Source organism: Streptomyces sp. NPDC059850, from assembly GCF_042731515.1.
Classification (GTDB): Bacteria; Actinomycetota; Actinomycetes; order Streptomycetales; family Streptomycetaceae; genus Streptomyces.
Genome location: NZ_JBHWJI010000003.1, coordinates 147,045 through 173,194, shown reverse-complemented (window position 1 = coordinate 173,194; position 26,150 = coordinate 147,045). Strand labels below are relative to the sequence as shown.

The following is a 26,150-nucleotide window of genomic DNA, read 5'->3' as shown; positions in this document are numbered from 1 at the left end:
ATGCGTATCACTGTCGTCACCTTCGGCACCACAGGAGACGTGGCTCCGCTCACCGGAGTCGGCGTCCGCCTGGCCGAGGACGGACATACGGTCACCATCGCCACCCACGAGCAGCACCGCGCACTGGTCGAGGGATGCGGGCTCGGCTTCCGGGTGCTGCCCGACCTCCCGGTCTCCGCGCAGGCGGACGACTCCACGCTGGGCAGCGCCCGCGTCTACGCCCAGCGGATGCGTGCCCATGCGCCCGTGCTCCTGGAAACGGCGATGGAGAGCGCGCGCGACGCGGACCTGCTGCTTGCCTCGCACATGATGCCGGTGGCGTACCACGTGGCGGAATGTCTGGGCATCCCCAGCATGGGGCTGCACCTCAACGCGGTCGAACCCACCGGGGAGTTCCAGGTCATGTTCGCGCGGGGACGCAGCCTCGGCCCGCTCGTCAACCGCACCCTGACCCGTACGGTCCGCGCCTTGCTGCTCAGACCGGTCCTCGGCGCGGTCAACGACCTGCGGCGCTCCCACCGGCTGCCAGAACTCAGGACACCCGCCGCCATCCATCGCGAGCAGGCCGCGCGCCGCTGGCCCGTCCTGCACGGCTTCAGCCCCACCGTGCTGCCGCGTCCCGCGCACTGGCGCGACGAGCTGGAAGTCGTCGGCTACTGGTGGCCGGCCGAACCAGGGATGTGGCAGCCCCGGCAGGAGCTGCGGGACTTCCTCGACGCCGGACCGCCGCCCGTGTTCCTGGACTTCGGCCCCGCCGAGGTGGGCTCCGTGGACGTGGATCTGAGGGCGGTGCTGGACGCCGCGGTGCGGCGCAACGGCCTGCGGGCCGTGGTGCAGGCGGGCTGGAGCGACGCGTCGTTCAGGGACGACGAGGTGTACTCGGTGACGCAGGTATCCCACTCCTGGCTGCTGCCCAGGACCCGTGCGGCGGTGCACCACGCGGGAGCGGGCACCACCGCCGCCGCGCTGCGCGCCGGCGTCCCGTCGATGGCCGTGCCGAGCATGCTCGACCAGTTCTTCTGGGCACGCAGGGCGGCCCGGCTCGGGGTGGGCCCCGGCCACCTGCCGCTCCAGGACCTGAATCCGGGGCAACTGGCGGACCGGGTCAGGCGGCTGACCACCGAGGAGCACTACGCCGGGCGGGCCCGTGAGGTCGCCCGGCGTATCGCGGGAGAGGACGGTGCGGGGGCCGTGGTGGCCCGGGTGAAGGAACTTCAGCGATGACGACCGAGGAAGCCGAAGAACACACCGGAGGAATACGTGTCTGACGAGGTCTGCCCGCTCGGAGAGACCCCGCCGCTGGGCGAGGTGCCCCCGCTGATGCACGCCGCGGTGATCCGCAGAGAGCGTTACGGTCAGCCGCGCGAGGCGTTCCGGCAGGAGATCCTGCCCACGCCCCGTCCCGGCCGCTCCCAGGTCCTGGTCCTGGTGATGGCCGCCGGACTCAACTACAACAGCGTCTTCGCCGCACGCGGCAACCCCGTCGACGTCATCGCGGCCCGCAACGCCTGCGGCCAGACGGAGGACTTCCATATCGGGGGCTCCGAGGGCGCCGGGATCGTCTGGGCGGTCGGCGAGGATGTCACCCGCGTCGCACCGGGCGACGAGGTGGTGCTCGCTGCGACGCTGTGGGACGAGCGGGCCGAGGACATCCGGCTCGGAGCCGATCCGATGACATCGGACAGCGCGCTGGCGATGGGTTACGAGACCAACTACGGCACCTTCGCGCAGTTCACCGTGGTGGAGGACTTCCAGCTGCACCCCAAGCCCGGCAGGCTGTCCTGGGCCGAGGCCGCCGCCTTCCAGCTGACCGCGGCCACCGTCTACCGCCAGCTCTGCGGCTGGCCCCCGCACACCGTCAACCCCGGTGATCCGGTGCTCATCTGGGGCGGATCGGGCGGCCTGGGATCGATGGCGATCCAGATCACCCGGCTGCGCGGCGGCATTCCCATCGCGGTCGTCTCCGATCCCGCCAAGGCCGACCACTGCCTCAAGCTGGGCGCCCACGGTGTCATCAACCGCCAAGAGTTCGACCACTGGGGCCGGGTCGCCGATCTCAACGACCCGGCGGCGTTCCGCGCCTGGCAGGCCGGCGCCAAGGCGTTCGGCCGGAAGTTCTGGGAGGTCCTCGGCGAGCGAAGGCCACCACGGCTGGTCCTCGAGCACCCGGGCCAGGACACCATGTCCACCTCGCTCTATCTCTGCGCCAACGACGGCATGGTGGTGACCTGCGGAGCCACCAGCGGGTACCACGCCGACATCGACCTGCGGTACCTGTGGATGCGGCAGAAGCGGCTGCAGGGCTCGCACGGAGCCAACACCCGGCAGTACCGGGCCGTGACCAACCTCGCCGCACAGGGGCAGCTCGACCCCTGTCTCTCCCGTGCCGTGCCGTTCGAGGAGATCGGCGAGGCGCATCAGCTGATGCACGACAACCTCCACCCGGCCGGGAACGGCGCCGTCCTCGTCAACGCCCCCGCCACGGAACTCCGTTAACCCTCCGGCCGCGTCACGCGGTACGGCGGCACGCGGTGCTCACCGGAAAAGGACCCAGTGTGAACACGTCTCCCGAGCAACTCGTCGAGGCCCTGCGCGCGGCACTGCTGGAGAACAGCGGCCTCGAACAGCGGCTGGCGGATCTGCGGGCCGCCGCTTCGGAACCGGTGGCGATCACCGGTATGGCCTGCCGCTATCCCGGCGGCGCCAACTCACCTGAAGCGCTGTGGCAGTTGGTGCGTTCCGGTACGGATGCCATCGACGAGTTCCCGGAGAACAGGGGCTGGCGCCGGGACGACTACTACGACCCGGACGACCCCGCCAAGAGCGCGGTGAGCCGGGGCGGATTCCTGCCGGACGCCCCCGAGTTCGACCCCGCGCCCTTCGGTATTCCGCCACGCGAGGCGGTGGCCATGGACCCCCAGCAGCGGATTCTCCTGGAGATCGCCTGGGAGGCGCTGGAGCGCTCGGGAAGGGACCCGCTCTCGCTGCGCGGCAGCCGTACGGGAGTGTTCATCGGCGCGGCCAACTCCCACTATCTAAACGCCGCCACCGACATCCCGGCGGAGCTGGCGCAGTATCTGATCACCGGTGGGGTCACCAGCGTCGCTTCCGGCCGGATCGCCTACACCCTCGGCCTGCGCGGTCCCGCCCTCACCCTGGACACGGCCTGCTCATCGGCGCTGGTGGCGCTGCACACCGCCGTCACCTCGCTGCGGCGCGGCGATTGCTCCCTCGCCCTGGTGGGAGGCGCGATGGTGCTGCCGTCCCCGATGGGCCTGGCGTCCTTCCGGCACCTCGGCGCGCTCGCGCCGGACGGCCGGTGCAAGGCGTTCGCCAAGGGAGCGGACGGCCTCGGCCTCGCCGAAGGAGCGGGGATGCTCGCCGTGCAGCGGCTCTCCGACGCCCGGCGCGAGGGGCGCCCGGTACTCGCGGTGATCCGTGGCCTCGCGGTGAACCAGGACGGTGCCAGCAACGGCCTGACCGCACCGAGCGCACAGGCACAGCGCGAGGTGATCGAGGCGGCGCTGGCCGACGCCCGTGTCGCGCCCGGCGAGGTCGACCTCCTTGAGGCGCACGGCACCGGGACCCAGCTGGGCGATCCGATGGAGGTACGGGCCCTGCAGGCCGTCTACGGCGCACAGCGGCGCCCGGACGACGCGCCCCTGTGGCTGGGCTCGGTGAAGTCCAATATCGGGCACAGCCAGATGGCGGCCGGACTCGCGGGCGTGATCAAGGCGGTGATGGCCATGCGGCACCGGATCCTGCCGCGGACCCTGCACGTGGACGAGCCCTCACCGCATATCGACTGGGACGCGGGGAACGTACGGCTGCTGACCGAGGAACGTCCCTGGCGAAAACCGGGCGCGGGCGAACGGCGGGCCGCCGTCTCCGCGTTCGGCATCAGCGGTACCAACGCCCATGTGATCCTCGCCGAGGGCGACCCGGTCGCCGCCCCTGCCAAGGGCGCTGACACCCTGCCGGCCGCGCTGCCGTGGACCCTCGCGGCGCACGGCGAGACCGCGCTGCGTCGGCAGGCACGGCGGCTCCTCGCGCATGTCGAGGCACGGCCCGGACTGGGCCTGGCCGACGTCGGCCATTCGCTGGCGACCACGCGCGCCGCTCTGCCCCGGCGCGCTGTCCTCGTCGCCGGGAACCGCGCGGGGTTCCTCGACGGCCTGCGCGCGCTGGCCGAAGGGCGGCCCGCACCCGGTGTGACCGAGGGCTCAGTGCTGCGCGACGACAGCCGTCCGGTCTTCGTCTTCCCCGGACAGGGCGCACAGTGGCTGGGCATGGCGACCGAACTGTACGACGCGTCACCGCTGTTCGCCGGCCATCTCGACGCTTGCGCCGAGGCGGTCGACGCGCTGGTGGACTGGCGTCTGCTCGAAGTGCTCAGGGGTGCGCCCGACGCCCCGCCACTGGACCGGATCGACGTGGTGCAGCCGGCGCTCTTCGCCGTCATGGTGGCCCTGGCCCGGCTGTGGCAGTCCTACGGGATCGCACCGGCAGCCGTTCTCGGCCACTCCCAGGGCGAGGCAGCGGCGGCCCATATCGCCGGTGCGCTGTCCCTAAAGGACGCCGCGCGTGTGGTGACGGTACGCGCCAGACTGCTGCACCGCCGCCTGACGGGACAGGGCGGCATGGTGTCGGTGGACCTGCCACGGCCGGAGGCGGAGCGGCGCATCGCGGACTGGGCAGGACGGATGTCCGTCGCCGTGGTCAACGGGCCGGGCACCACGGTGGTCTCGGGCGAGCGCGAGGCGGCCGAGGAGTTCTTCGCCGTGTGCCAGGCGGAAGGGCTGCGGGCCAGACAGCTCAAGACCGATGTCGCCGGGCACTCGGCCCAGATCGAGCAGGTGCGCGACGAACTCCTCGCCGAGCTGCGGGTGCTGCGGCCCGGCCGCTGCTCCCTGCCGTTCTACTCGGCCAGGGCCGGAGGCCTGATCGACGCCGGCACGACGCTCGACGCCGAGTTCTGGTACTCCGTGTTGCGCGAACCGGTCCTGTACCACCAGGCCGTGGACGCGGCGCTCGGCCAGGGGCACGCGGTGTTCATCGAGACCAGCGTGCATCCGGTGCTCGGCCCCGCGACCCTGGAGACGGCCGAGTTCGCGGGCCGGCCCGCGGCGGTCATCGGCTCGCTGCGCCGCGGGGACGGAGGCCTCGACCGGCTGCTCACCTCACTCGGTGAGGCGTGGATCGCCGGCGTCAGACCCGCCTGGGACACGGTCTACGGCGGTCTCGGCGTACGGGAGGTGGAGCTGCCGACGTACGCCTTCCACCGGCAGCGCTTCTGGCTGGGCCGGGCCCGGCGGAGCGCCGAACCCTCCGCACTGGGACTGGAGACGGCCGCACACCCGGTACTCGGCGCCGTCTTCGCGGCGGCCGACGAGGAACGCACCACCTTCACCGGCGTACTCCACGGACGTCCTGAGGCCGAACCCTGGCTCGGCGACAGGAAGGTGGGCGGCCGCGCGACCGCTCCGGCCGCGCTCTTCGCCGAGCTCGCCCTCGCCGCCGCCCACAAGGTGGGCTGCGGCCGGATCGCGGAACTCATCGTCACCTCACCGCTACCGGTCCCCCTGGGAGGCGTACGGCTGCAGCTCACCGTCGGCCCGCCGGACACGGACGGCCTGCGGCGGTTCACCGTATACGCGCGTCCGCAGCGGGAGCCGCAGCCGGGCCCGGATGGTGGCGCCACCGACACCACCGAGTGGACGGCCCACGCCCACGGCGTCCTCGCCCCGGCCGCCGGCGCCGAACCGCAGACGAGCGAGGACTGGCCACCGGGCGACGCCGAACCCCTGGATGTGCCGGTGCCCGACGCCGCCCCCGAAGCACCCGAAGTCGGCGACGCCCCGCACGTCTCGTACGGACCGGCGGCCCGTACGCTGCGGGCGCTCTGGCGGCGGACGACGGACGGCCGCACCGAGCTCTTCGCCGAGGCCGAGGTGAGTGGCGAGGCCCGTACCCCGGACGCCGCTGGGGCCGAAGGCTTCGGACTGCACCCGGCGCTCCTGGACGCGGCCCTGCAGGCGGTCTCCGCCGTCTCGTCCGCGGACGGCGGTTCAGATCCGCTGCCCGCCGTCGCCGACGCAGGCCACTGGCGGGACGTCACCCTGCACGGATCCCACGCCACGTCCGTACGCCTGCACCTCACCCTGAAGCGCACCGGACCGGACACGGAGTTCTCGCTGCGCGCCGACGACGCTCTGGGGCAGCCGGTCCTCACCGCCCGCTCGGTGCGGACCGCGGCCGCCGGGGCGCCGGAGCACACCACCACCAGGTCCGTCCGCCGCGACTCGCTCTTCCGGGTCGGCTGGACACCGCTGCCGTACGACGAGGCGTCCAGGCCCGGCAGTTGGGGAGTCCTCGGCGAAGGCTTGGACGAGCTGACCGCCCTCGGCGCTCGTGCCCTGCCCGACCTGGCGGCTCTCACCGGCGCGCTGGACGGCGGAGAGCCCGTACCCGAGCTGGTGCTCACCACGCTGACGAGGCCACCGCTCCAGGAGAAGCCCGACGACGCGCACGCGACCTCGACCGCGGCCGCATCCGCGCTCGCGCTGCTCCAGGGCTGGCTGGCGGACTCCCGCCTCGCCGACAGCACCCTCGTCCTCGTCACCCACGGCGCCGTGGCGGCGCGGCCCGGCCAGGACACGGTGCCCGACCTGGCGGGTGGTGCGCTGTGGGGGATGCTGCGCTCGGCGCAGTCGGAACACCCCGGCCGCGTACGCCTGCTGGATCTCGGCGATGAGCCTTCGCGGAACGTCACCGGGACACTGTGGTCCGCACTCGCCTCCGGCGAACCCCAGGTCGCCGTGCGCGGCAACGGCGTGTACGTGCCCCGTCTCGTGCGCGCCGGACTGCGCCCGTCGTCCGGCGCAGAGGGGCCGCTCGATCCGGCGGGTACGGTGCTGATCACCGGCGGTACCGGAACCCTGGGGCGCCTGGTGGCCCGGCATCTGGTCACCCACCACGGCATCCGCCGTCTCGTCCTCACCGGACGCCGCGGCGCCGCCGCACCGGGCGCGGCCGGACTGGTCGCGGAGCTGAACGGCCTGGGGGCCGAGGCAACCGTGGCCGCGTGCGATGTCGTCGACCGGGACCAGCTGCGGCGCCTCCTCGGCTCGATTCCCGCCGCGCATCCGCTGACCGGAGTGGTGCACGCGGCGGGTGTCCTGGACGACGGGGTCCTGGAGTCGCTCACACAGGAGCGGCTGGAGCGTGTCCTGCGTCCCAAGGTGCGCGGCGCGCTGAACCTCCATGAGCTGACCGTCGGCCTCGACCTGGACGCGTTCGTCGTCTTCTCCGGCGGCGCCGGACTCTTCGGCAACCCGGGGCAGGCCAACTACGCCGCCGCCAACGCGTTCCTCGATGCTCTCGCCGCGCGGCGGCGGGCGACCGGACGTGCCGGACTCTCCCTGGCCTGGGGACTGTGGGCCGAAGCGAGCGGGATGCGGGAGGGGTTCAGCCACACGGACCTGGCTCGCATGGTGCGCGCCGGAGCCCTGCCGCTGCGGACCGAGGAGGCGCTGACGCTGTTCGACGCCTGTCTGTCCGCGGCGTCCGGCCCGGGCGCTGCGGACAATGCGCTCCTGGTCCCCGTTCACCTGGACCTCGAAAGCCTCAGGACCGAGCACACGCCGGGCACCGTATCCGCGCTGCTTCGCGGACTCGCCCCGTCGGCCGTGGGCCGGGCCGCGGGCTCCGAAGGCGGGGGCGACAGCGAGCAGTTCGTGCGCCGGCTGGCCCGGCTGCCCAGGGCGCAGCGCCACCGCAGGCTCCTCGACCTGGTACGCCGCACCGCCTGCGCGGTACTGCGGCACGACGACCCCGGCAGCCTGGCTCCGCACGGGGCCTTCAAGGATCTGGGGTTCGATTCGCTCACCGCCGTCGAACTGCGCAACCGTCTCAACCAGGCCACCGGTCTGCGGCTGCCCCCGACCCTGGTCTTCGACCATCCGACACCATCGGCACTGAGCGCCCGCCTGGTCACCGAACTCTTCGGCGACCAGGCCGCGGAGCGGAAAGCCGTGGAGCCCGCCCGGCCAGATGCCGCCGCAGACGAGGACGACCCCGTCGTCATCGTGGGCATGAGCTGCCGGCTTCCCGGCGCGGACAGCCCGGAACGGCTCTGGCGACTGCTCGCCGACGGCACCGAATCGATCGGCCCGCTGCCCGCGGACCGGGGCTGGGACGCCTCGGATCTCGAGGCTGAGGCGGCCCGGATACCGGGGCTCCGCGTCCTGCGCGAGGGCGGCTTCCTGCGGGAGGCGTCCGCCTTCGACGCCGAACTCTTCGGCATCACCCCGGAAGAGGCCCTGGTGATGGACCCGCAGCAGCGGATCCTCCTGGAACTCGCCTGGGAAGCGCTGGAGGACGCCCGGATCGCCCCGGACTCGCTGCGCGGCCGGCGCGTGGGCGTCTATATGGGGGCCTTCCACCAGCCGTACGTCACCGCTGACTCGGCGGTGCCGGAGAGCAGCGGGCCCCATCTGGGTTCCAGCATCGGCGCGCTGTTCACCTCGGGGAGGATCGCGTACGCACTGGGCCTGGAAGGACCGGCGTTCACCACGGACACCGGATGTTCCTCGTCGGCGGTGGCGCTCCATCTGGCCTGCCAGGCGGTACGCGACGGGGAGTGCCGGGTGGCGCTGGCGGGCGGGGTGACCGTGCTGGCCAAGCCGTTTGTGCTGCCGGAAGGTGCCGGAGCGGCGCCGGACGGCCGGTGCCGTGCCTTCGCCGAGGAAGCGGACGGCACCGGCTGGGGCGAGGGCGGCGGCCTGGTCGTCGTGGAACGCCTCTCCGACGCACGCCGCCACGGCCATGAGGTACTGGCCGTGGTGCGCGGCTCCGCGCAGAACAACGACGGCGCGAGCAACGGCCTGCACGCACCCAACGGCCCCTCGCAGGAACGCCTGATCCGCCACGCACTGGCCGACGCCGGGCTGGCGCCCGGCGATGTCGACGCGGTGGAGGCCCACGGCACCGGAACATCGCTCGGCGACGCGATCGAGGCCGGTGCGCTGCAGGCGGTCTACGGCGCAGGACGGCCGGACGACCGGCCGGTGTGGCTCGGCAGCGTCAAGTCCAACATCGGCCACCCGCACGCGGCTTCGGGTATCGCGGGTGTCATCAAGACGGTGCTGGCCCTGCGGCACGGCCTGCTGCCCCGCACGCTCCACGCGGACCGGCCGACATCCCGGGTGGACTGGGGCAACGGCGGCGTACGGCTGCTCACGCGGGCACGCCCGTGGCCACGCTCCACGAGACCGCGCCGTGCGGGTGTGTCCTCGATCGGCGTGATCGGCACCAAGGTGCACTTGATCCTGGAGGAACCGCCTGCCTCGGACGGGCCGTCGCGGCCGCCGGAGAGGGGCGAGGAGACGCCGGAGAGGGGCGAAGGGACGACGGAGAGGACTACCGTCGGCGCCGCGTTCGACGGGCTCCTGCCGTTCGTCCTCTCGGCACGCTCCGACGCGGCCCTGCGTGCCCAGGCGGAGCGGCTGCGTACCCGGGTGGCGCGGGCGCCGGCCGGCGAACACCTCGCCGACCTGGCCTTCTCGCTCGCTACCACCCGCGCGCAGTTGGACACGCGGGCGGTGATCCTGGCCGCCGACCGTACCGAGCTGCTCGACCGTCTCGACGCGCTGGCCCAGGGCTCGGCCGCCCCAGGCGTCATCACGGGCAGCGGCACGCCGAACGCGCTCACCCTGCACGTCCCCGACCTGACATCAGACAGCACCGACGGCACCTACGGGCGGGAGAGGTCGCCGGGAGACCTCCTCGACTTGTACGACACCATGCCCCGCTACGCCGAGGCATGGGACAAGGCCGCCGCCCCGATGACACCCCTGCTCGACGGCCGCGCCCTGCGCGAAGCCCTGCGCTCCGGGCCGCATCCGGACGGTGTCGCCGAGACGGAAACGGTCACCCGGTGCGCCCACTTCACCACCGCGGTGGCGCTCGGACGGCTGTTCACGGAGTGGGGCATCACCCCCGACACCGTCACCGGAGAGGGCCTCGGCGACCTCGCCGCCGCCCACCTGCGAGGAGACCTCCCGCTGCCGGAGGCGGCAGCGCTTTTGGCCGCCCCCGGCACAACCCCGCGCAGGCCCGCCGCACCACCCCAACCAGCGGCCGACGCCACCACCCTCACCCTCCCGCCGGCCGGAGCCGCAGCCCCTTCCACCGTATGGACGGCCCTGGCCCACGCGTACGCGGCGGGCGCGACGCCGGACTGGCAGTCGGTATACGCGGATTCAGGCGCACACAGCGTGCCCTTGCCGCACTACGCCTTCCAGCGCTCTTCCTACTGGCTCACCTGATGAGCACGCTCACCCGAACCCTGCCCTTGCCGGAATCCGCATCCGTGCAGGTCACGCTACATGTTGATATTCGTGGAGGATGCCGCCGAGGCGATCGTGGCGTCGTATGTCGAGGCGGGCTATCGCGTCTGGATCGCCATGATCGAGTTCATTCGTGGCATCTGGATGCCACTGAGGACGACGTCGATCCCTGCGTCCTTGAGGACGGCATCGAAGAGGTCGGGGAACTTCCCGTCCCGGTCCCGGATCATGAATCGTGCCCGGCAGCCGGTGTCGTCGAGGTCCATGACGAGGTTCTTCGCCGCTTGCGCTACCCAGGTTGCGGTCGGATGCGCGGTGGCGCCCAGGACGCGGATCCGGCGACTGCCGTGCTCGATCACTACGAGCACGTATATCCGTACCCCCGACAAGGTGGCTGTTTCCATGAAGTCGCAGGCCAGCAGGGCATCAGCCTGGGAACGCAGAAAGTCGGCCCAGGTACTGGAGCTCCGCTCGGGCGCAGGATCGATGCCTGCCTCCTTCAGGATTTCCCAGACGGTGGACGCGCCCACCTTCACCCCCAGCACAAGCAGCTCGCCGTGCAGACGTCGGTACCCCCAGCTCGGGTTCTCCTTCGCCAGCCGCAGTACCAGGATGCGGATGGAGCGCACGGTGCGTGGTCGTCCCGGGCGTTTGGGTCGACAAGAGACGGCATGTCGGCGTGCGACGAGGTCGCGGTGCCAACGCAGCACTGTCTCGGGGCGGACGAGTAGCCGTAATCTTCGCAGGACGTGCAGTGGCAGCCAGTGCAGCAGCGCCGCCAGGAACGCCCGATCGCTCGGCGTGAACCGGATCTTTTCTTTGCCGAGTTGGCGTTCCAGCACGGTGATCTGATGGCGCAGGGCGAGGATCTCGGCGTCCTTGTCCCGATCGGCCATCGGCAGCAGACGCAGCATCGTGAACGCGCTCGTCACACCCAGGTAAGCCAGTCGCAGCAGCACGATCGATCATCATGACGCGCTGACGGCAACTGCGCGAGAGCGCGAGCTCGAGCGGACGCGGCCAAGATTTCGGGACACCCGAAGAACCGCCCCCACCAGGGCGGATAACGCCGCCAGCATCAGCACATTTCTGCGCTGTTTCGAGGGCTGGCGCTTCTGCTGTCTGGATGCCTTTTGGTGATAGGCGACCCATTCCTCCACTCTTACCCCGTCGCCACAGGTACGTATGAAGAGGGCCACGAAGTCCGTGCTAGGCATCCGCGTCCCGTTGAGCACGTCGGAGACGGTGCTCCGGCGGAGGGCGTCGCCCACTTCCGCGGCCCGCTCCTCCAACTGCCGGTAGGTGAGTCCTGAGCGCTCCTTGAGATCACGCAGTGCGGCGATGAACGCCTCGGGTTGTTCCGGCGGCCACACAAGCCTTCCGGTTTCAGCACCGCCACAACATCCACCGGCCCACGGGTGCGCACAAGCCGTCGCCGGACAGGATCCGGACACATTTCGGACACGCCCAATGAGCAGGCCGGACAGGAAAATTGATGTCCCGGACACCGAGACCCGTTGCACCCTGCGCGACAGCCCGAGCAGACTTCTCACCAAGCCCGCTCCGACCGGTCACGGGGAGTCATGGACAGGCCGGTGCGGGCTCAACGTCACCACTCACAGAGGGGGCCAAGGTGCACCACTCAAGGCGAGGAGCCCTCGCAAAGGCAGGGCTGGCGGCGCTCCTGATGACGGCGGGACTCGTCTCACCCACATACGCCACCAGCGACACACCCTCCGCCAGGGCCCCGGTCGTCAAAGATCGGGTCATGTCGTGGAACTCCGACGGACAGAAATACGGGACTCCGAGCATCCTCGCCCGAGAGATAGCGCGGTTTCGGCCGCAGGTGGTTCTGTTACAGGAATCCTGCTTCAACGAGGTTGCTGAGGCCCTGGAAATCCTCAAGGGACCCCAGTACCGGCTTGAGTACACTGACGGCGGCCAGGATGGTCCGAGCAGCGTGCACTGGGCTTGCGGCGGTCCATTTGGGCGTCTGGGACAGAAGATTCTGGTGGCTAAGGGCTACCAAGCGCCTTCGGATTCGAACTTCGGCCGTGAGTACTACAGCGCGGGCGAGGCCCCTCCAGAACACCGCGGGTATTCGACGTTCCGCACGCGGCTGGCGGGCAAGCAGGTAACGGTCTTCAACACGCAGCTCAGTTGCTGTGAGTACAGGGACTACAGGACGACGCAAGTCAGGGACCTTGTCAAGGCCGCCCGCGGTCATCCTGCCGCGATGCTGGCCGGAGACTTCAACGCCCAGCCATGGATCAGGGAATGGCCGGAGATGAAACCGGTGTGGGCCAACCGGTACCGCGACGTCGATCGGTACTGTGGCAAGAACTACGACCGCCGCTGCAACGGCACCCAGCACGTGGGCAAGAAGTTCGATTTCATCCTGCATCGGGGTATTAACTCCAAGCGGTGCAACATGCACGCGGTGAAGGTGATTGATGACGGTCAGTGGACGTGGGACCACCGTGTGATGGTCAGTGACGTCACGGCAGGTCCGGCCTCCCGCAGGCCGTGCACCGTCAACTAGTACTCCAGTCAGGTCTCGCGATCTTGTCGCGGCCCCGGCTGGGAACGGGTCCGGCCACCGCGTGATCATCGGGGGTTGACTCCTGAAGATCGTGCGGTGGCCGCAGGCCATAGCGTAGACCCTGCCCGCTGGCGGGCGATGTTCGACCAGCATGGCCCGGATCGCGGGCAGATTCGGGTGAGTTGAGCCTCGGGCCGCAGCCCTCTACTTCAGCATGAGCCTGTCGCCGCACTACACCGACGCCGTCAGCCTGATGGCCGCGGCGGCGAGGGCCCAGGGCGGCATCGAGGTCTTCGTCAACATCTCCGAGTTCGAGCAGTCGTTCATGACGTTCGAGAAGATGACCGCCCCGGACGAAGAACGGCGTTCGTGGCTTGGCGGGCTCATCGCGGACTGGTCCCCGCAGCAGCGGGCCCACTGGGTCGCCGAGCAGGTGCTGGACTGGTCCGGTATCCCGACCGTCAACGTGCGGGCGGCCATGTTCGTCGAGAACCCCATTCTGACCTGGCTGGCGCTGGGCCCGCTGAGCAACGGTGAACTGCGCCTGCCGTTCGGCCGCCAGCGGCTCGCGCCCATCGCAAGTTACGACGTGGCGGAGCTGTGCGTGAAGATCCTGGTCGACCCGGCGCCGCACATCTCGAAGTCCTATGAGCTCAACGGTCCGGAACTGAAGGACATGCACGGGTTCGCGGAGGACTACGGGGCCGCGCTGGGACGTCAGGTCACTTACGTTCCCGAAGAGGTCGAAACCTGGAACGAGAGCTACGTGGACAGCGTCCTGGCCGAGTTGCCGCACACCGCGGAGCACCTGAAGACCCTGACCCGGCTGATCGCCGGCGGGGGGTACCACGGCGCCACCGACCAGCTGGAAACCCTGCTCGGGCGTCCGCCGAAGAGCGTGCGGTGGGCGCTGGAGAACCATCCGCGCATCCGGAAGCTGGCGTCTGCCTGAACCGCAGTCCCTCACGCCGCCGGATGTGCCGCGCGGTCGCGGCCCTGAACGCCCAGTTACCTGGCCTCCTGGAGCTCCGCCGGGATTCGCAGCCGTCCCGGCCTGAGCTCTCGTACGGCCTGGGCCCGTTTTGAGGCAATGCCCGAGGGGCCCGCGCCGCTGCGCTTTTACTTGCTGCAACTGTGATGCCGAACAGCCGCATCAGGTTCAGCCGATCTCTCATGGGCCTCGTTGAGGATGCGATCGTGCCGTGTCGCCTTCCGTCGTGGATATCGCTTGGCAGGCCAGGATCGGCCTGCCGAAGAGCGAGCACGGTGGCCGCGATACGCCGTCGGCCAGCCGCTTGGAGCGAGTTCACGCCCTACCTGGCTGTTCCGCCGGAGATAAGGAAGGTGGCCTGTCCGGCGAACTTGATCGAGTCGATCAGCGCCCGGCTGCGGAAGACCACCCGCAACCGCGGGCACTCCGCTCCGAGCAGGCCGCGCCGAAGGTGCGCATGAGCGAGGGGAACCGGATCCGCACTGCCGCAGTAAGTCTGTATCGGCTCCGGTGCTGAGGGCGGGGTCGGCGCATTACGGGCGTGCGACGTTACTGACCGCGGTACGCAGGTCGTCCTCCCCGGCGAGCAGCGGGGGCAGGGGGGTTGCGTTGGCGGGGTTGAGTGAGTCGAAGAGCAGGGCGATGAAGCGGGCGCGCAGAGAGGGCGCGGTGCCGGGGAGGGCGAGACCGGCGACCGCCATGACGAGGAAACGCGGGATGTCTTCCGCGGTGAGGTCGGAGCGGATCTCCCCTTGTTGCTGTGCGCGCAGCAACAAGGGGTGGAGGGAGTGGCTGAAGCGCTGGAGAGCCTCCACGGCCACGTCGGTGAAGTTGCTGGCGAAGCTGACCAGCCCCCGTTCCTCGGTGATCAGGTCGAGCAAGTGCGTGGCGATGTCCTGGAGGGACTGGCGCGGGTGGGGGGCATCGGCGGCGCGGTCGATGCAGGGCAGAAGGTCCGTCTCGAGGATGTCGTCGAGGACGGCCCGGACGATCGCCTCCCGATTGGGGAAGTGGCGGTAGAGGGTGGCGATGCCCACGCCGGCCTCGGCTGCGATCTGTTCCAGGGACGCCTCGCCGGTGGCGAGGACGGTCCGTCCGGCAGCGGTGATGCGCTCGGCGCTGGTACGCGCGTCGACCCTGCGTCGGCGGCCGCGGTCCTTCGTAGTTGCCATCGACAGCTCCTCCCTGCTCTGCGATGAAGGCTATCCTCCCCAGCTTTGATAGTGTCCTATCACTTTGATAGGGGACTATTACTTCGCGTCTGTCGTGGTCTCGACGCGCGAAAGAGGGAGAGAGCTGTGTCCGTTCTGCTGTATCGGCTGGGAAGGTTCGCCTACGGCAAACCCTGGTACGTCATCGGGGGCTGGCTGGCCGTGGTGACGGCAGTGGTGGGCCTCCTCCTGACCAACCCGGTCAAGCTCAGCAACGAGGTCCGTATCGACGGCACCCCGTCGCAGAAGGTCATCGACGAACTGGCCAAGTCCCTGCCGGAGGCGTCCGGGGGGCAGGGCATGCTGGCCTTCAGCGCACCGGACGGTGCCCGGATCGACGACGGGAAGGTCCGAGCAGCCCTGGTCGCGGCAGTGGATGCCGTCTACCGCCACGACCACGTCATCGACGCCCGGAAGGTCGTGGCTCAGCAAGCCGCCCGGGGGAAGAACAGCCCCCTGATACGGACTCAGGCGGCGGTGGCTCGGGCTGCCGGACAGCCGTCCTCCGGCAAGGCGCCCGTCCCGTTAGAGGTGGACGGCCGACCGGTGCCGGGGGTCACTGTCTCCGCCGATGGCTCGACAGCACTGATGCAGTTCCAGTTCGACGAGCAGACCTACGAGCTTCCCTCCGGGACGATCGACGGCACCGTCAAGGCCGCCGAGCGTCAGGCCGCACATGGCGGTCTTGAAGTCCTGCCGTCCGCGTCGATGATGGAGATCCCCGAGATCGTCGGCATCGGAGAGATCGTTGGTGTCGTCGTCGCGGCCATTGTCCTGCTGGTCACGCTGGGGTCGGTCGTGGCGGCGGGGCTACCCCTGGTCATCGCCCTGGTCGGTGTCACGGTGGGGGTGGGGGGAGCCTTCACTCTCTCCGCCGTCTTCGAAATCCACTCGCTCACCGCGGTCCTGGCTCTGATGCTGGGACTGGCCGTCGGTATCGACTACGCCCTGTTCATCGTCAACCGGGAACGCCGTCTGATCCTGGAAGACGGCCTGGACTCGCACGAAGCGACCGGCCGCGCCGTCGGCACAGCCGGAAGCGCGGTCTTCTTCGCCGGCTGCACTGTCATCATCGCCTTGATGGGGCTCCTGGTCGTCAGGATCACCCTGCTCAGCACCATGGCCATCGTGGCGGCTGCCACGATCGCCCTGGCCGTCCTCCTCGCCCTGACCTTGCTGCCGGCGCTGCTGGGGCTGGTCCAGGAACGCATCTGTCCCACCCGGACCCGGAACAGGGCGCGGCAACAGAGGGCTTCCGCCGACCACGCGCGGGCAAGTCGCTGGGCAGCGCGCCTGATCCGCTGCAAGTACCCGGCCCTCGCGTCCGCGCTCCTGATCCCTGTGATCCTGGCCGTGCCTGCCGCCGGCATGAAGATGGGCCTGCCCTCCGGGGCCAGCTACAACACCGACACCGCGCAGCGACAGAGCTACGAGCTGGTCAGCGACGTCTACGGGCCCGGCTACAACGGCCCGCTCATGGTCGCCGTCACCTCTACCGCCAAGGGGCAGCCCCTCACCCCTGCAACTCTCGCCTCAATCACCTCCGGCATCAAAGGCATCAAGGGCTCGACCTCGGTGTCCCTGGCCGGAATGAACAGCACCGGCACCACGGCCATCCTCAGCCTCATTCCCGGCAGCGGGCCGAACGACGACGCCACCAAGGACCTCGTCACTGCCATACGGGACAAGAGCGCACAGATCGGCGAAGCCCACGGTGCCACCATCGGTATCTCCGGCTTCACCGCCCTCGCGATCGATGTCTCCGACCGGCTCGCCGACGTCCTGCCCATCTACGTGGCAACCGTGCTCGCGCTCTCCCTGATCGTCCTGCTCCTGGTCTTCCGCTCCCTCATGATCCCGGTGATGGCCACCCTCGGCTTCCTGCTTTCCATCGGCGCCACCTTCGGCCTGACCACGGCTGTCTTCCAGTGGGGCTGGTTCCAGGACCTGATCGGACTCGACGCCAGAGCCCCCGTGGTGAGCCTGCTGCCCATCATCATCACCGGCGTCCTGTACGGGCTCGCCATGGACTACCAGATGTTCCTGGTCACCTCCATGCGGGAAGCCCACGTCCACGGCGCCACTCCGCTCAACGCCACCGTCACGGGATTCGCACGTGCCAGTTCCGTCGTCGTCGCGGCGGCCACCATCATGGTCTCCGTCTTCGCCGGATTCATCTTCAACCCCCAGCCCATGATCAAGCAGGCCGGCTTCGCACTGGCCACCGGCATCCTCATCGATGCCTTCGTCATCCGCATGACCCTCATACCCGCCACCATGGCACTCGCGCAGGAGAAAGCCTGGTGGCTGCCCGCCCGGCTGGACCGCCTGCTGCCCGACCTCGACGTCGAAGGCGACAAGCTCACGCAGAAGATCCCGCTGACCCATCCCGCGCCCCACCAACCGCACGCCACCGCGCACAAGACCGAGACCACCGACTGACCTACCAGAGGAGGGTCCAACGCATAGCCCTTCCTCACGCACCCAATCGGTCATCCACGGGATGTTTCTGCAGGCCCTGAGTTGTACGTCGGGCCGGTCGGCCTGGTCGTCAAGAGCCGCTCGTGGAGGGTGGTTAGATACGGGCAGACATGTGCGAAACGTCTTGACTCTCCTGGGACCAGTTTGGGACCACGCTGGGGGTCAAGGGGGCGCAGGTTCAAATCCTGTCGTCCCGACGGTGTTATTGCAGGTCGGAGGCCGTTTCCGCCGGAAGGCGGGGGCGGCCTTTTCCGTTGGTGGTCGTTGGGTGGTCGTAGATCGGCTCCGGACCCGCTGCGCGCCGGAATGCCTGAGGACGGCACGCTCCCGGACCGGTTGCGTGCGGCGCCCACCCCGCGGCATGTGGCTCACCTCTGGCCAAGGAGGTGTTCGATGCCCGCACCACCGAGGGAAAGGGGCCCGGGCGTCGCCACGGTGCCCTTCGAGATTCCGATGTAACAACCCGCCGCACACCGAGGTCGGGCACCCACCTCGACAACCCGCGTGTGCGGCGCCGTCGTTCAGGCAGGTTGGGGGGCTGTCCTCCGGGCTCCCCACCGTCGGGTGCGATAGGTGCCCGCCAGTCGGCAGACGAGGTAGATGGTGAACGAGATGGTCGTGACGTAGGGGCTGATGGGGATGGAGCTGCCGAGGGCGAGCAGGATGCCGCCCTCAATCGAGGCGACGGCGAAGACCACACTGAGCACCGGTAGCAGCACGGGCGACGCGGTGATGCGGGCGGCCGCCGCGGCGGGGGTGACGAGGAGAGCGAGGACCAGCAGTGCGCCGACGATCTGCACCGACAAGGCGACCGCGAGTCCGAGCACGATCATGAAGGCGATGGACAGGGCGCGCACCGGTACCCCGCGGGCCTCGGCGACATCCGGATCGGCGCTGGCGAAGGTAAGCGGCTGCCACATGACCGCCAAGGCGACGAAAACCACGGCCGAGGTGCCGAGCAGCCAGGACATCTGAGGAGTGTCGACGGCGACGATCTGGCCGGTGAGGAGGCCGAACTTATTGGCCGCGCGGCCTTTGTAGAGGGCGAGGAAGAGTACCCCCAGGCCCAGGCCGAACGGCATCATGATGCCGATCACCGAGTTGCGGTCCCGGGCGCGCGTGCCCAGGACTCCGATCGTGCCGGCCGCGATGAGCGAGCCGGCGATCGAGCCCGCCACGATGTTCGTCTCCAGCAGCAACGCGGCCGAGGCGCCCGCGAAGGACAGCTCGCTGATGCCGTGTACCGCGAAGGGCAGGTCGCGCATGATGACGAAGACCCCGGCGAGGCCACCGATCAGACCGAGTGCGGCGCCGGCGATGAGGGAGTTGCGGACCAGTGCCAGGAGTTCGCCGTAGTTGTCGAAGTTGAAGATCTGGTGCCAGATCCCGTCGGCGAGCGTCATCGGCGGACTCCGTCGGTCTCGTTTGCTGCGGAGGCTTCGTGGGGGTGGTGGGGCGGTGCGGGCGCGATGGGCTCGTCGGGGGCTCCGACGACCACGATCCGGCCGTGGACACGGACGACGTCGACCCGCGTTCCGTACAGCTGGGACAGGGAGGAGGAGGTCAGGACCTCCTCCGGGGTCCCGATGCGGTAACCGCCCCGTGCCAGGTACAGCACCCGGTCCACCAGTCCGAGCACGGGATTGATCTCGTGGGTGACGAAGACCACCGAAGTCCCCTGGGAGCGGCGCCGGGTGTCCAGCAGTTCGGTGACCGCCCGCTGGTGGTGGAGGTCGAGGGAGAGCAGCGGCTCGTCGCACAGCAGGATCCGGGGGTCGGTGGCCAGGGCCTGTCCGATGCGGACGCGCTGCCGCTCGCCTCCGGACAGCAGGCCGACGGGGACGTCCGCGTAGGCCGATGCCCCGACAGATTCGAGGATCTCGTCCACGCGGCGGCGGGTGGCGCTCGTGCGCAGCCGCGGTCCGAAGCGGTGCCCGTCGATCCCGAAGCGCACGAGGTCGCGTGCGCGCAGCGTCGCGTGCGCGGACAGCGCTGCGTGCTGGGGGACGTAGCCGACGTGACGGCCGGCGTCGCGCGGGGGCCGGCCGAGGACGGTCAGCGTTCCGGCGGACAGCGGTTGCAGGCCCAGCAGCGCCCGTACGAGGCTGGACTTGCCCGATCCGTTGGGCCCGAGTACGGCGAGGAACTCACCTGGCCGTACGTCGAGTTCGAGATCGCGCCACACCGTGCGCTCGCCGTAGGACAGGGCGGCGCCACGCAGGCTGATCAGCGTGTCGGTGTCGGTGTCGCTGGGCTCGGCCTCGCCCCGGCCGGCCCGGGGTGCGCGAGCCATGGCCGGGCGCCTCACTTGCCCAGCGCGCCCGCGAGCGCGTCGACGTTGGCGGTCATCCAGCCGAGGTAGTCCTTGCCCTTCGGCAGGGTCTCGGTCACGGGCACGACCGGAATGCCGGCGGCCTTGGCGGCGCTTTCGGCCTTCTTCGTCTGCGCACCGGAGGTCTGCTCGTTGTAGATGAGCGCCTTGACCTGCTTGCCCGTGAACAGCGCCAGGGTGTCCCGCAGAACCTTCGGGGAGACGTCGTCGCCCTCCTCGATGGCCTCGCTGAACTCCTCGGGCGTCCTGTCCGCCAGGCCGCTCGCCTCGGTCATGTAGAGCGGCACCGGCTCGGTGATGGCGACGCCCTCGCCGCCGTGCTCCTTCTTGATTTCCGCTTCTTTCGCCTGGAGCGGCTTGAGCTTCGACTTGAAGGTCTCGGCGTTCTTCTTGAAGGCGGCCGCGTCGCCGGGGGCGGCCTTGCCCAGGGCGGTGGCTATGCGGTCGGCGACCTTGGCGACGCTGGGGAAGTCGTACCAGACGTGCTCGTTGAGCTCACCGCTCTTCGGTGCGGTCTTGCCGGAGACCTTGACCGCGTTGATCACGTCGGCGGAGGAGTTGCCGCTCTTGAGCATGCGGTCCACGAAGTCGTCATAGCCGCCGCCGTTCTCGATGACGACCTTCGCCTTGGACAGGGCAAGCTGGGTCCGGGCGTCGGCCTCGTAGGAGTGCGGGTCCTGGTCGGGGTCGTTGATGATCGAGGTGACGTCGACCTTCCCGCCGCCTATTCGGTCGGCGATGTCGCCGTACACGTTCGTCGAGGCGACCACCGTGATCTTGGATGACGAGGACTTCCCGTCGCTTCCGGAGTCCGACGAGCTGCCGCAGCCTGCCAGCAGGGTCAGGGAGGCGCCGCTGATCAGCGCCAGGCGGCGGGACGGGGACGAGAACATGGATCCTCCACGGCGGGTGGGAAGGGGAGTCTTCACGGGCGAGGGGCCACTCGGTCGGGACCTGGCGGACGCAACGCTAATAGAAATGAATGTCAAGACCATGATCCGGTCTCGTTGATATGAAAATCGTTGCCAAGAATTGACGCGCCCGCTAGGGAAGCGAGGCGTCCCGGCTCGGCGCCGGGTGGCAGCGGTCGCAGATCCCGGTGAGCTCGACGGTGTGCTCGACCTCGGCGAATCCGGTCGCCGCGGCCACGCCGTCCGCCCAGCGCTCGACGAGATCCGCTTCGACGGCGAGGCTGTGGCCGCAGCGACGGCAGACGAGGTAATGGCGGTGGCCGTCGTCGGGGCGGGGGCGGTAGAGCCGCTCGCCGGTCACGTCCCGTACGACGTCGACCTGCCCGGCGTGTTCCAGCCTCCGGAGGGTGCGGTACACCGTGGTCAGTCCCACCGTGCCAGGTCGACCGCCATGCCGACGGCAGCCGCCTGGTCGGCGAACCGTGCATGCTGCTTGCCTCCCACGCCTCGGCGATCGCGAGTCGATGTCCTCGGCGGATCGTTCGTGAGGGTCGCTTGGTTCCTCGGCGGACAGCGGTGCTGGATGGATGCCGGACGGTGGGCGGCACCCGTCCGGCCCGCGGGCGGTGCCGCTCGGAGCCGGCCGGGTGTGCCAGGGCTCAGGACTACGGCACCGGCACGGCCTCGTGCGGTCCGTGCTCGTGGTCGCAGCTCTCGTCGAGGCCGTAGGTCTCCCAGGCGGGGAAGGGGTCCTCCCAGGCCGTCCAGTGCGATGCGCCCTGCGCGTGCTCATCGTCGGTCAGCAGGCACGCGGACAGGGCCTCGTGCAGGGCGGCGGCGCGCAGTCCGGTGCCGATGAAGACGAGTTCCTGGCCGCGGTCGGGGCCGGTCGCGGCGCCGGGCTCGATGCCGTCGCGTGCTCCGGAGGGTTCGAACCGGGCCACCGCGCCCGCCTGTGACCACAGCCCGGTCACGCGCGGGCGGGTGGCCAGCCAGAAGAAGCCCTTGGAGCGCAGGACGTCGCCGTAGGTCCCGCTGTCCAGGTCCGTGGCGATGAAGTCCCACAGCCGGGCGGGGTGGAACGGCCGGGCGGCGCGGAAGACGGTGCTGGAGATGCCGTACTCCTCGGTCTCCGGCACATGGTCGCCGTTGAGCTCCATGACCCAGCCGGGCGCCTGCTGAGCGCGTTCGAGATCGAAGCGGCCGGTCCCGAGCACCTCCGCCGGTTCCACCCGGCCGTGTGTGGCGGGCACGATACGGGCGGCCGGGTTGAGCCGGGACAGCGCCGCCGCCAGCCGTTCGGCGGTCTCGGGGATGACCAGGTCGAGCTTGTTGAGGACGATGATGTCGGCGAACTCGACCTGGTCCATGAGGAGATCGCTGACGGTGCGCTCGTCGTCCTCGTACTGGTCCAGGCCCCGCTCGACCAGTTCGTCGCCGCCGGTGAGTTCCGGCAGGAAGCCCGCGGCGTCCACGACCGTGACCATGGTGTCGAGCCGCGCGACCTCGCCCAGCGTGGCGCCGTCGTCGCGCGGGAAGGCGAACGTGGCGGCGACGGGCATGGGTTCGGAGATGCCGCTGGACTCGATGAGGAGGTAGTCGAACCGCCCCTCCCCGGCGAGTCGCTCCACCTCTTCCAGGAGGTCGTCGCGCAGGGTGCAGCAGATGCAGCCGTTGGTCATCTCGACCAGGCGTTCTTCGGTGCGGGAGAGGGCCGCGTCGCCGTCGCGGACGAGTGCGGCGTCGATGTTCACCTCGCTCATGTCGTTGACGATGACGGCGACGCGCAAGCCCTCGCGGTTGTTGAGGAGATGGTTGAGGAGGGTGGTCTTGCCGGATCCCAGGAAACCCGACAGGACCGTCACCGGCAGCTGGTCGGCCATCGGGCGGTCAGCCCTCGGGGCGCAGCAGGCCGCGCCGGTAGGCGGGGACGAGCTGCCGCGGGACGCGGTGTTCGCGGCCGTCGATGGTGATCGTCACCAGCTCCGGGGCGTTCGCCTTCCACTGGGCGCGGCGGTGGCGGGTGTTGCTCCGGGACATCTTCCGCTTGGGCACGGCCATGAGATGCGCGTCCTTTCCTGATCGGTGGGCGGTCGGCCACAGCGTATATGAAAATGGGTACCGTTTCCATGTAGTCTCCGCGGTGACACTGTGACGCCATCCCCCAGGAGGAGTTGTGCCGCTGGTGCTGCTGCGGGTACGCAGAACCGCCCACGACCTTGTGACCGCCCTCGCGCAGGCGGCGGAGTGAGTACCGGCGGGAACCCGGGCCGGGGGTTGCTGGGCCTGGTGTGCGGCAACACCCCGGAAGCCCGGGGGCGCGTACTGGATCTGCTGCGGTGTGCCGTGCCCGACGCGCTGGTGCTCTCGGTCTCGGTGCAGGCTGACGAGGCCGGGAGGTACCCCTTCGTGCAGCGCTTCGCCGCCGGTGGTGAGGAACAACAGCGGGCCTCGCTGTGTCAGGGGGCGACCGGGGACCCGGCGGTGATCATCCGGCAGGACCTGGACGCCATCGCCCGCGCTGCCACGCGTCCGCATGTCGTGCTAGCCCTCCCCGACAACGTGGACGCCGTGCCGTTTCTGGCCGCCTTGTGGCGGACTCCACCGGGCAGGACTCCGCTGTCGCACCACTACGACCTGGCCCCGACCGCCGTCGGCGTGGACCCCGACCGCATGATTGACGATCTGCGCTGTGTGCACCGCACCGCCCACGTCTTCGGCCACCATGCGCACGCCGAGCCCCTCACACTCGCCGAAGCGGCCGCCCGCCATGTGGAGGCCGCCCAGGTGATGGTCGTGCGGGACGGGCCGGGGCAGGATGACCGCCACCGGGAAGGGTGCCGCGCCCTGCTCGGCCACCTCAACCCGTCGGCGGTGGTGCACCTCGACGCGGAGGACGGCGACGACGCTGCGCTGACGGCCCTGACGCGGCCCGATTCCCGCTGGACCACGGCCGGACCGGCCGACCGCCTTGACGCTGTCGCCCCCGTCGTACGCCACCGCGGCATCGACCACGGCGTGACCTCGGTGCTGTGGCGGTCCCGGCGCCCGCTGCATCCCGAACGGCTGGCGGAGAGCCTGCCACGGGTCATGCCCGCGGTGGTGCGCAGCAGCGGACACCTGTGGATGGCCACCCGCCCGCGGACGGTCATCTCCTGGCGCTCGGCCGGACGCCGGCTCGAACTGCGCGAGGCGGGAGGCTGGCTGGAGGACGGGGACATCGCGGCGTGGCACGCCGCCTCGCCCCAGCGCCGGACGCTGGCCTCGTGGTACTGGGACCACTACTACGGCGAACGGCGCAACGAGATCGTCTTCACCGGCGCCGAACTGGACGAGGACCGGCTGCGGGCCGCGCTGGACGCCGCCGTGCTCGACGACGGTGAACTGGCCCTCGGCGCCGAGCACTGGGCCCGTCTGCCCGATCCGCTGCTCGGCGACGCGGCGGAGGACTTGGCGGGCTGAGGCATCGGCGTGTGGGCCCGGCGGGCGCCCGCGCGCCGATCACACCAACCGCCGACGATCGTCGACAGGCGCTGACGCAGCCTTCACAGCTCGTCAAGCGTGGCCTTTGCCGCATGAGGCGACCGTCCTGCGACGGGCTGCGCAGGGAGGCCCCCCAGCGCGGTGAGGCTCAGCTCGCGGCCCGCGCAGGTCCGGACGATCCGGCCCTGCCGCATGAGCGCGACACGGTGTGCGAGGTGGCGTACGAGCGCGAGGTCGTGGCAGATGAACAGGTAGGCCAGGCCCTGCTCGTCCTGGAGGGCGGTGAGCAGGTTGAGCACCCCCGCGCGCACCGATGGGTCCAGTGCCGACACCGGTTCGTCCAGCACCAGCAGCCGCGGCTCGCCCGCCAGCGCCCGTGCGATCCCGACGCGCTGGCATTGCCCGCCGGAGAGTTCGTGCGGCAGCCGGTCGCCCAGCGAGCCGTCGAGGCCGACCGTCTCCATCAGCTCCTCGACCCGGCCGGGTGCCGGTGGCGCCCCTTGGACGCGCAGGGGTTCGGCGATCGCGTCGCGGACGCGCAGCCGTGGGCTGAGCGATCCGTAGGGGTCCTGGAAGACCGGCTGGAACCGTGGCCGCAGCGGGCGCAGTTCCCGCTCCCGCAGGCCGGTGAGCTCCTGGCCCTCGAAACGTACGCTCCCGCCGTCGGGGCGGCGCAGCGCCAGTGAGGCCAGAGCAGTGGAGGACTTGCCGCAGCCCGATGGGCCGATCAGGGCGAGTGTCTCCCCGGGATGGATCTCGAAGGAGACCCGGTCGACGGCGGTGTGACGGCCGTAGCGGACCACGAGGTCCGTCACCTTCAGCAGCGGGCCGGTCATGCTGTCGCCTCCCTTGTGAAGAGCCGGGTCGCCGGCACGGGGAGGTCCACGGAGCGGTGGCACGCGGCCAGATGGCCCGGCTGCCCTGCCACCGCGGCCAGTGTGGGCTCCGCCTTCTCGCACTCCTGCCGGGCCAGTGGGCAGCGCGGTGCGAACGCGCAGCCGTGCGGCAGTTCGGTCGGCGACGGTGGCGCTCCGTCGATCGACGGCAGCCACCGGTCCGCCGCGTCCGCTTCGGCAGGGGGCAGCGAGGCGAGAAGGCCCGCGGTGTAAGGGGCTCGGGGCGTGTGGAACACGGGGTCCACCGGTCCCGACTCCACGGCCCGGCCCGCGTACATCACCAGGACCCGGTCCGCGTACCCCGTGACGACCCGCAGGTCATGTGTGATCAGCAGCAGTGCGGCGCCGGTGGCTTCGCGGGCGTTCGTCAGGACCTCCAGTACCTGGGCCTCGACCTCCGGGTCCAGCGCGGTGGTGGGTTCGTCGGCGACGACCAGCTCCGGTTCGTTCACCATCGCCATCGCGATGACCGCCCGCTGCCGCATTCCGCCGGAGAACTCATGCGGATACGCCCGCGCCCGCCGTGCCGCGTCCGCGATCCCCACGCGGTCCAGTGCCGCCTTGGCGCGTGCCCGGGCCTCCTTGCGGGAGGACTTCGCCACGGACCGCACGGCCGCGGCGATCTGGTCGCCGATCGTGTGCACCGGACTGAGCACGGTCAGCGCGTCCTGCGGAATGAACGCCATCCGGCGGCCCCACACGTCCGCGTAGGACCCTCCCACGAGTTCGCGGCCGCGCAGGCGCACGCTGCCCGTGACGTGGGCGCCGTGCGGCGGCATGCCGAGCACCGCCCGGGCGGTGAGGGACTTCCCTGCTCCCGACTCACCCACGATGGCGAGGACTTCACGTTCGTTCACCTCGAACGACACCCCGCGGACGGCGGGTACGGCCCGGCGCCGGTCCCGCGGGGTGACGTGGAGGTCGCGTACGGCGAGGAGAGGTTCGGGCATGGGG

Annotated in this window: 17 protein-coding genes and 1 pseudogene; 7 read left to right on the top strand and 11 right to left on the bottom strand. The window is 70.4% G+C overall.

Annotated elements, in window-relative coordinates; translation table 11 throughout:
- The 3 genes from ACFV9T_RS03870 to ACFV9T_RS03860 are packed head-to-tail and all read left to right on the top strand — an operon-like array spanning position 1 to position 10,328.
- The gene (locus ACFV9T_RS03870; RefSeq protein ID WP_385436480.1) at positions 1-1,224 is read left to right on the top strand and encodes a glycosyltransferase; all 1,224 of its coding nucleotides are present in this window, start codon (positions 1-3) and stop codon (positions 1,222-1,224) included.
- A 36-nt stretch (positions 1,225-1,260) separates the two neighbouring features.
- Positions 1,261-2,496: a crotonyl-CoA carboxylase/reductase gene (gene ccrA, locus ACFV9T_RS03865; protein ID WP_385436479.1), complete on the top strand. Its 1,236-nt coding sequence runs from the start codon at positions 1,261-1,263 to the stop codon at positions 2,494-2,496.
- Positions 2,497-2,555: 59 nt separating this feature from the next.
- Complete coding sequence (locus tag ACFV9T_RS03860; RefSeq protein WP_385436478.1) at positions 2,556-10,328, top strand: type I polyketide synthase; 7,773 nt, start codon at positions 2,556-2,558, stop codon at positions 10,326-10,328.
- 51 nt (positions 10,329-10,379) lie between these two features.
- On the opposite strand, the pseudogene ACFV9T_RS03855 reads toward ACFV9T_RS03860, so the two are convergent.
- Both ACFV9T_RS03855 and ACFV9T_RS03850 read right to left on the bottom strand, forming a co-directional pair.
- Positions 10,380-11,308, bottom strand: a pseudogene (locus ACFV9T_RS03855) (integrase).
- Between the two features lie 9 nt (positions 11,309-11,317).
- Positions 11,318-11,722: a helix-turn-helix domain-containing protein gene (locus ACFV9T_RS03850; RefSeq protein WP_385436477.1), complete on the bottom strand. Its 405-nt coding sequence runs from the start codon at positions 11,720-11,722 to the stop codon at positions 11,318-11,320.
- A gap of 395 nt (positions 11,723-12,117) precedes the next feature.
- Between ACFV9T_RS03850 and ACFV9T_RS03845 the strand changes: the two genes are divergently transcribed.
- On the top strand, positions 12,118-12,891 hold the full coding sequence (locus ACFV9T_RS03845; RefSeq protein WP_385436476.1) for an endonuclease/exonuclease/phosphatase family protein: 774 nt from the start codon (positions 12,118-12,120) through the stop codon (positions 12,889-12,891).
- Between the two features lie 214 nt (positions 12,892-13,105).
- On the top strand, positions 13,106-13,843 hold the full coding sequence (locus ACFV9T_RS03840; protein ID WP_385436475.1) for a hydroxylase: 738 nt from the start codon (positions 13,106-13,108) through the stop codon (positions 13,841-13,843).
- 572 nt (positions 13,844-14,415) lie between these two features.
- Here the strand turns inward: ACFV9T_RS03840 and ACFV9T_RS03835 are convergent.
- Entirely contained in the window at positions 14,416-15,054 is a 639-nt protein-coding gene (locus ACFV9T_RS03835; protein WP_385436474.1) for a TetR/AcrR family transcriptional regulator, read from the bottom strand.
- 126 nt (positions 15,055-15,180) lie between these two features.
- Here ACFV9T_RS03835 and ACFV9T_RS03830 point away from each other — a divergent pair, with 126 nt between their 5' ends.
- Positions 15,181-17,535 carry an MMPL family transporter gene (locus tag ACFV9T_RS03830; protein WP_385436473.1) on the top strand — a complete coding sequence of 785 codons (2,355 nt, stop codon included), beginning with the start codon at positions 15,181-15,183 and terminating at the stop codon, positions 17,533-17,535.
- Positions 17,536-18,095: 560 nt separating this feature from the next.
- Here the strand turns inward: ACFV9T_RS03830 and ACFV9T_RS03825 are convergent.
- The 6 genes from ACFV9T_RS03825 to rpmF form a co-directional block, all read right to left on the bottom strand.
- Positions 18,096-18,977, bottom strand: coding sequence for a metal ABC transporter permease (locus ACFV9T_RS03825; RefSeq protein ID WP_385436472.1), 882 nt, complete (start codon positions 18,975-18,977; stop codon positions 18,096-18,098).
- A complete protein-coding gene (locus ACFV9T_RS03820; protein ID WP_385436471.1) occupies positions 18,974-19,867 on the bottom strand; it encodes a metal ABC transporter ATP-binding protein in 894 nt (297 codons plus the stop codon). Before ACFV9T_RS03820 ends, ACFV9T_RS03825 begins: the two co-directional genes overlap by 4 nt.
- Before the next feature lie 11 nt (positions 19,868-19,878).
- Positions 19,879-20,799 (bottom strand): metal ABC transporter solute-binding protein, Zn/Mn family, encoded by a 921-nt coding sequence (locus ACFV9T_RS03815; protein WP_385436470.1) that lies wholly within the window; start codon positions 20,797-20,799, stop codon positions 19,879-19,881.
- 151 nt (positions 20,800-20,950) lie between these two features.
- Positions 20,951-21,250, bottom strand: a complete 300-nt coding sequence (locus ACFV9T_RS03810; protein WP_385436469.1) for a Fur family transcriptional regulator — start codon at positions 21,248-21,250, stop codon at positions 20,951-20,953.
- A 232-nt stretch (positions 21,251-21,482) separates the two neighbouring features.
- The gene (locus ACFV9T_RS03805) at positions 21,483-22,700 is read right to left on the bottom strand and encodes a GTP-binding protein (RefSeq protein WP_385436468.1); all 1,218 of its coding nucleotides are present in this window, start codon (positions 22,698-22,700) and stop codon (positions 21,483-21,485) included.
- Positions 22,701-22,707: 7 nt separating this feature from the next.
- On the bottom strand, positions 22,708-22,878 hold the full coding sequence (gene rpmF / locus ACFV9T_RS03800; RefSeq protein WP_385436467.1) for a 50S ribosomal protein L32: 171 nt from the start codon (positions 22,876-22,878) through the stop codon (positions 22,708-22,710).
- A 186-nt stretch (positions 22,879-23,064) separates the two neighbouring features.
- On the opposite strand from rpmF, the gene ACFV9T_RS03795 reads away from it, so the two are divergent.
- Entirely contained in the window at positions 23,065-24,279 is a 1,215-nt protein-coding gene (locus tag ACFV9T_RS03795; protein WP_385436466.1) for a GTP-binding protein, read from the top strand.
- A gap of 83 nt (positions 24,280-24,362) precedes the next feature.
- Here the strand turns inward: ACFV9T_RS03795 and ACFV9T_RS03790 are convergent, their stop codons facing one another.
- A complete protein-coding gene (locus ACFV9T_RS03790; protein WP_385436465.1) occupies positions 24,363-25,136 on the bottom strand; it encodes an ATP-binding cassette domain-containing protein in 774 nt (257 codons plus the stop codon).
- A complete protein-coding gene (locus ACFV9T_RS03785; protein WP_385436464.1) occupies positions 25,133-26,146 on the bottom strand; it encodes an ABC transporter ATP-binding protein in 1,014 nt (337 codons plus the stop codon). Before ACFV9T_RS03785 ends, ACFV9T_RS03790 begins: the two co-directional genes overlap by 4 nt.
- Positions 26,147-26,150 lie beyond the last annotated feature (4 nt).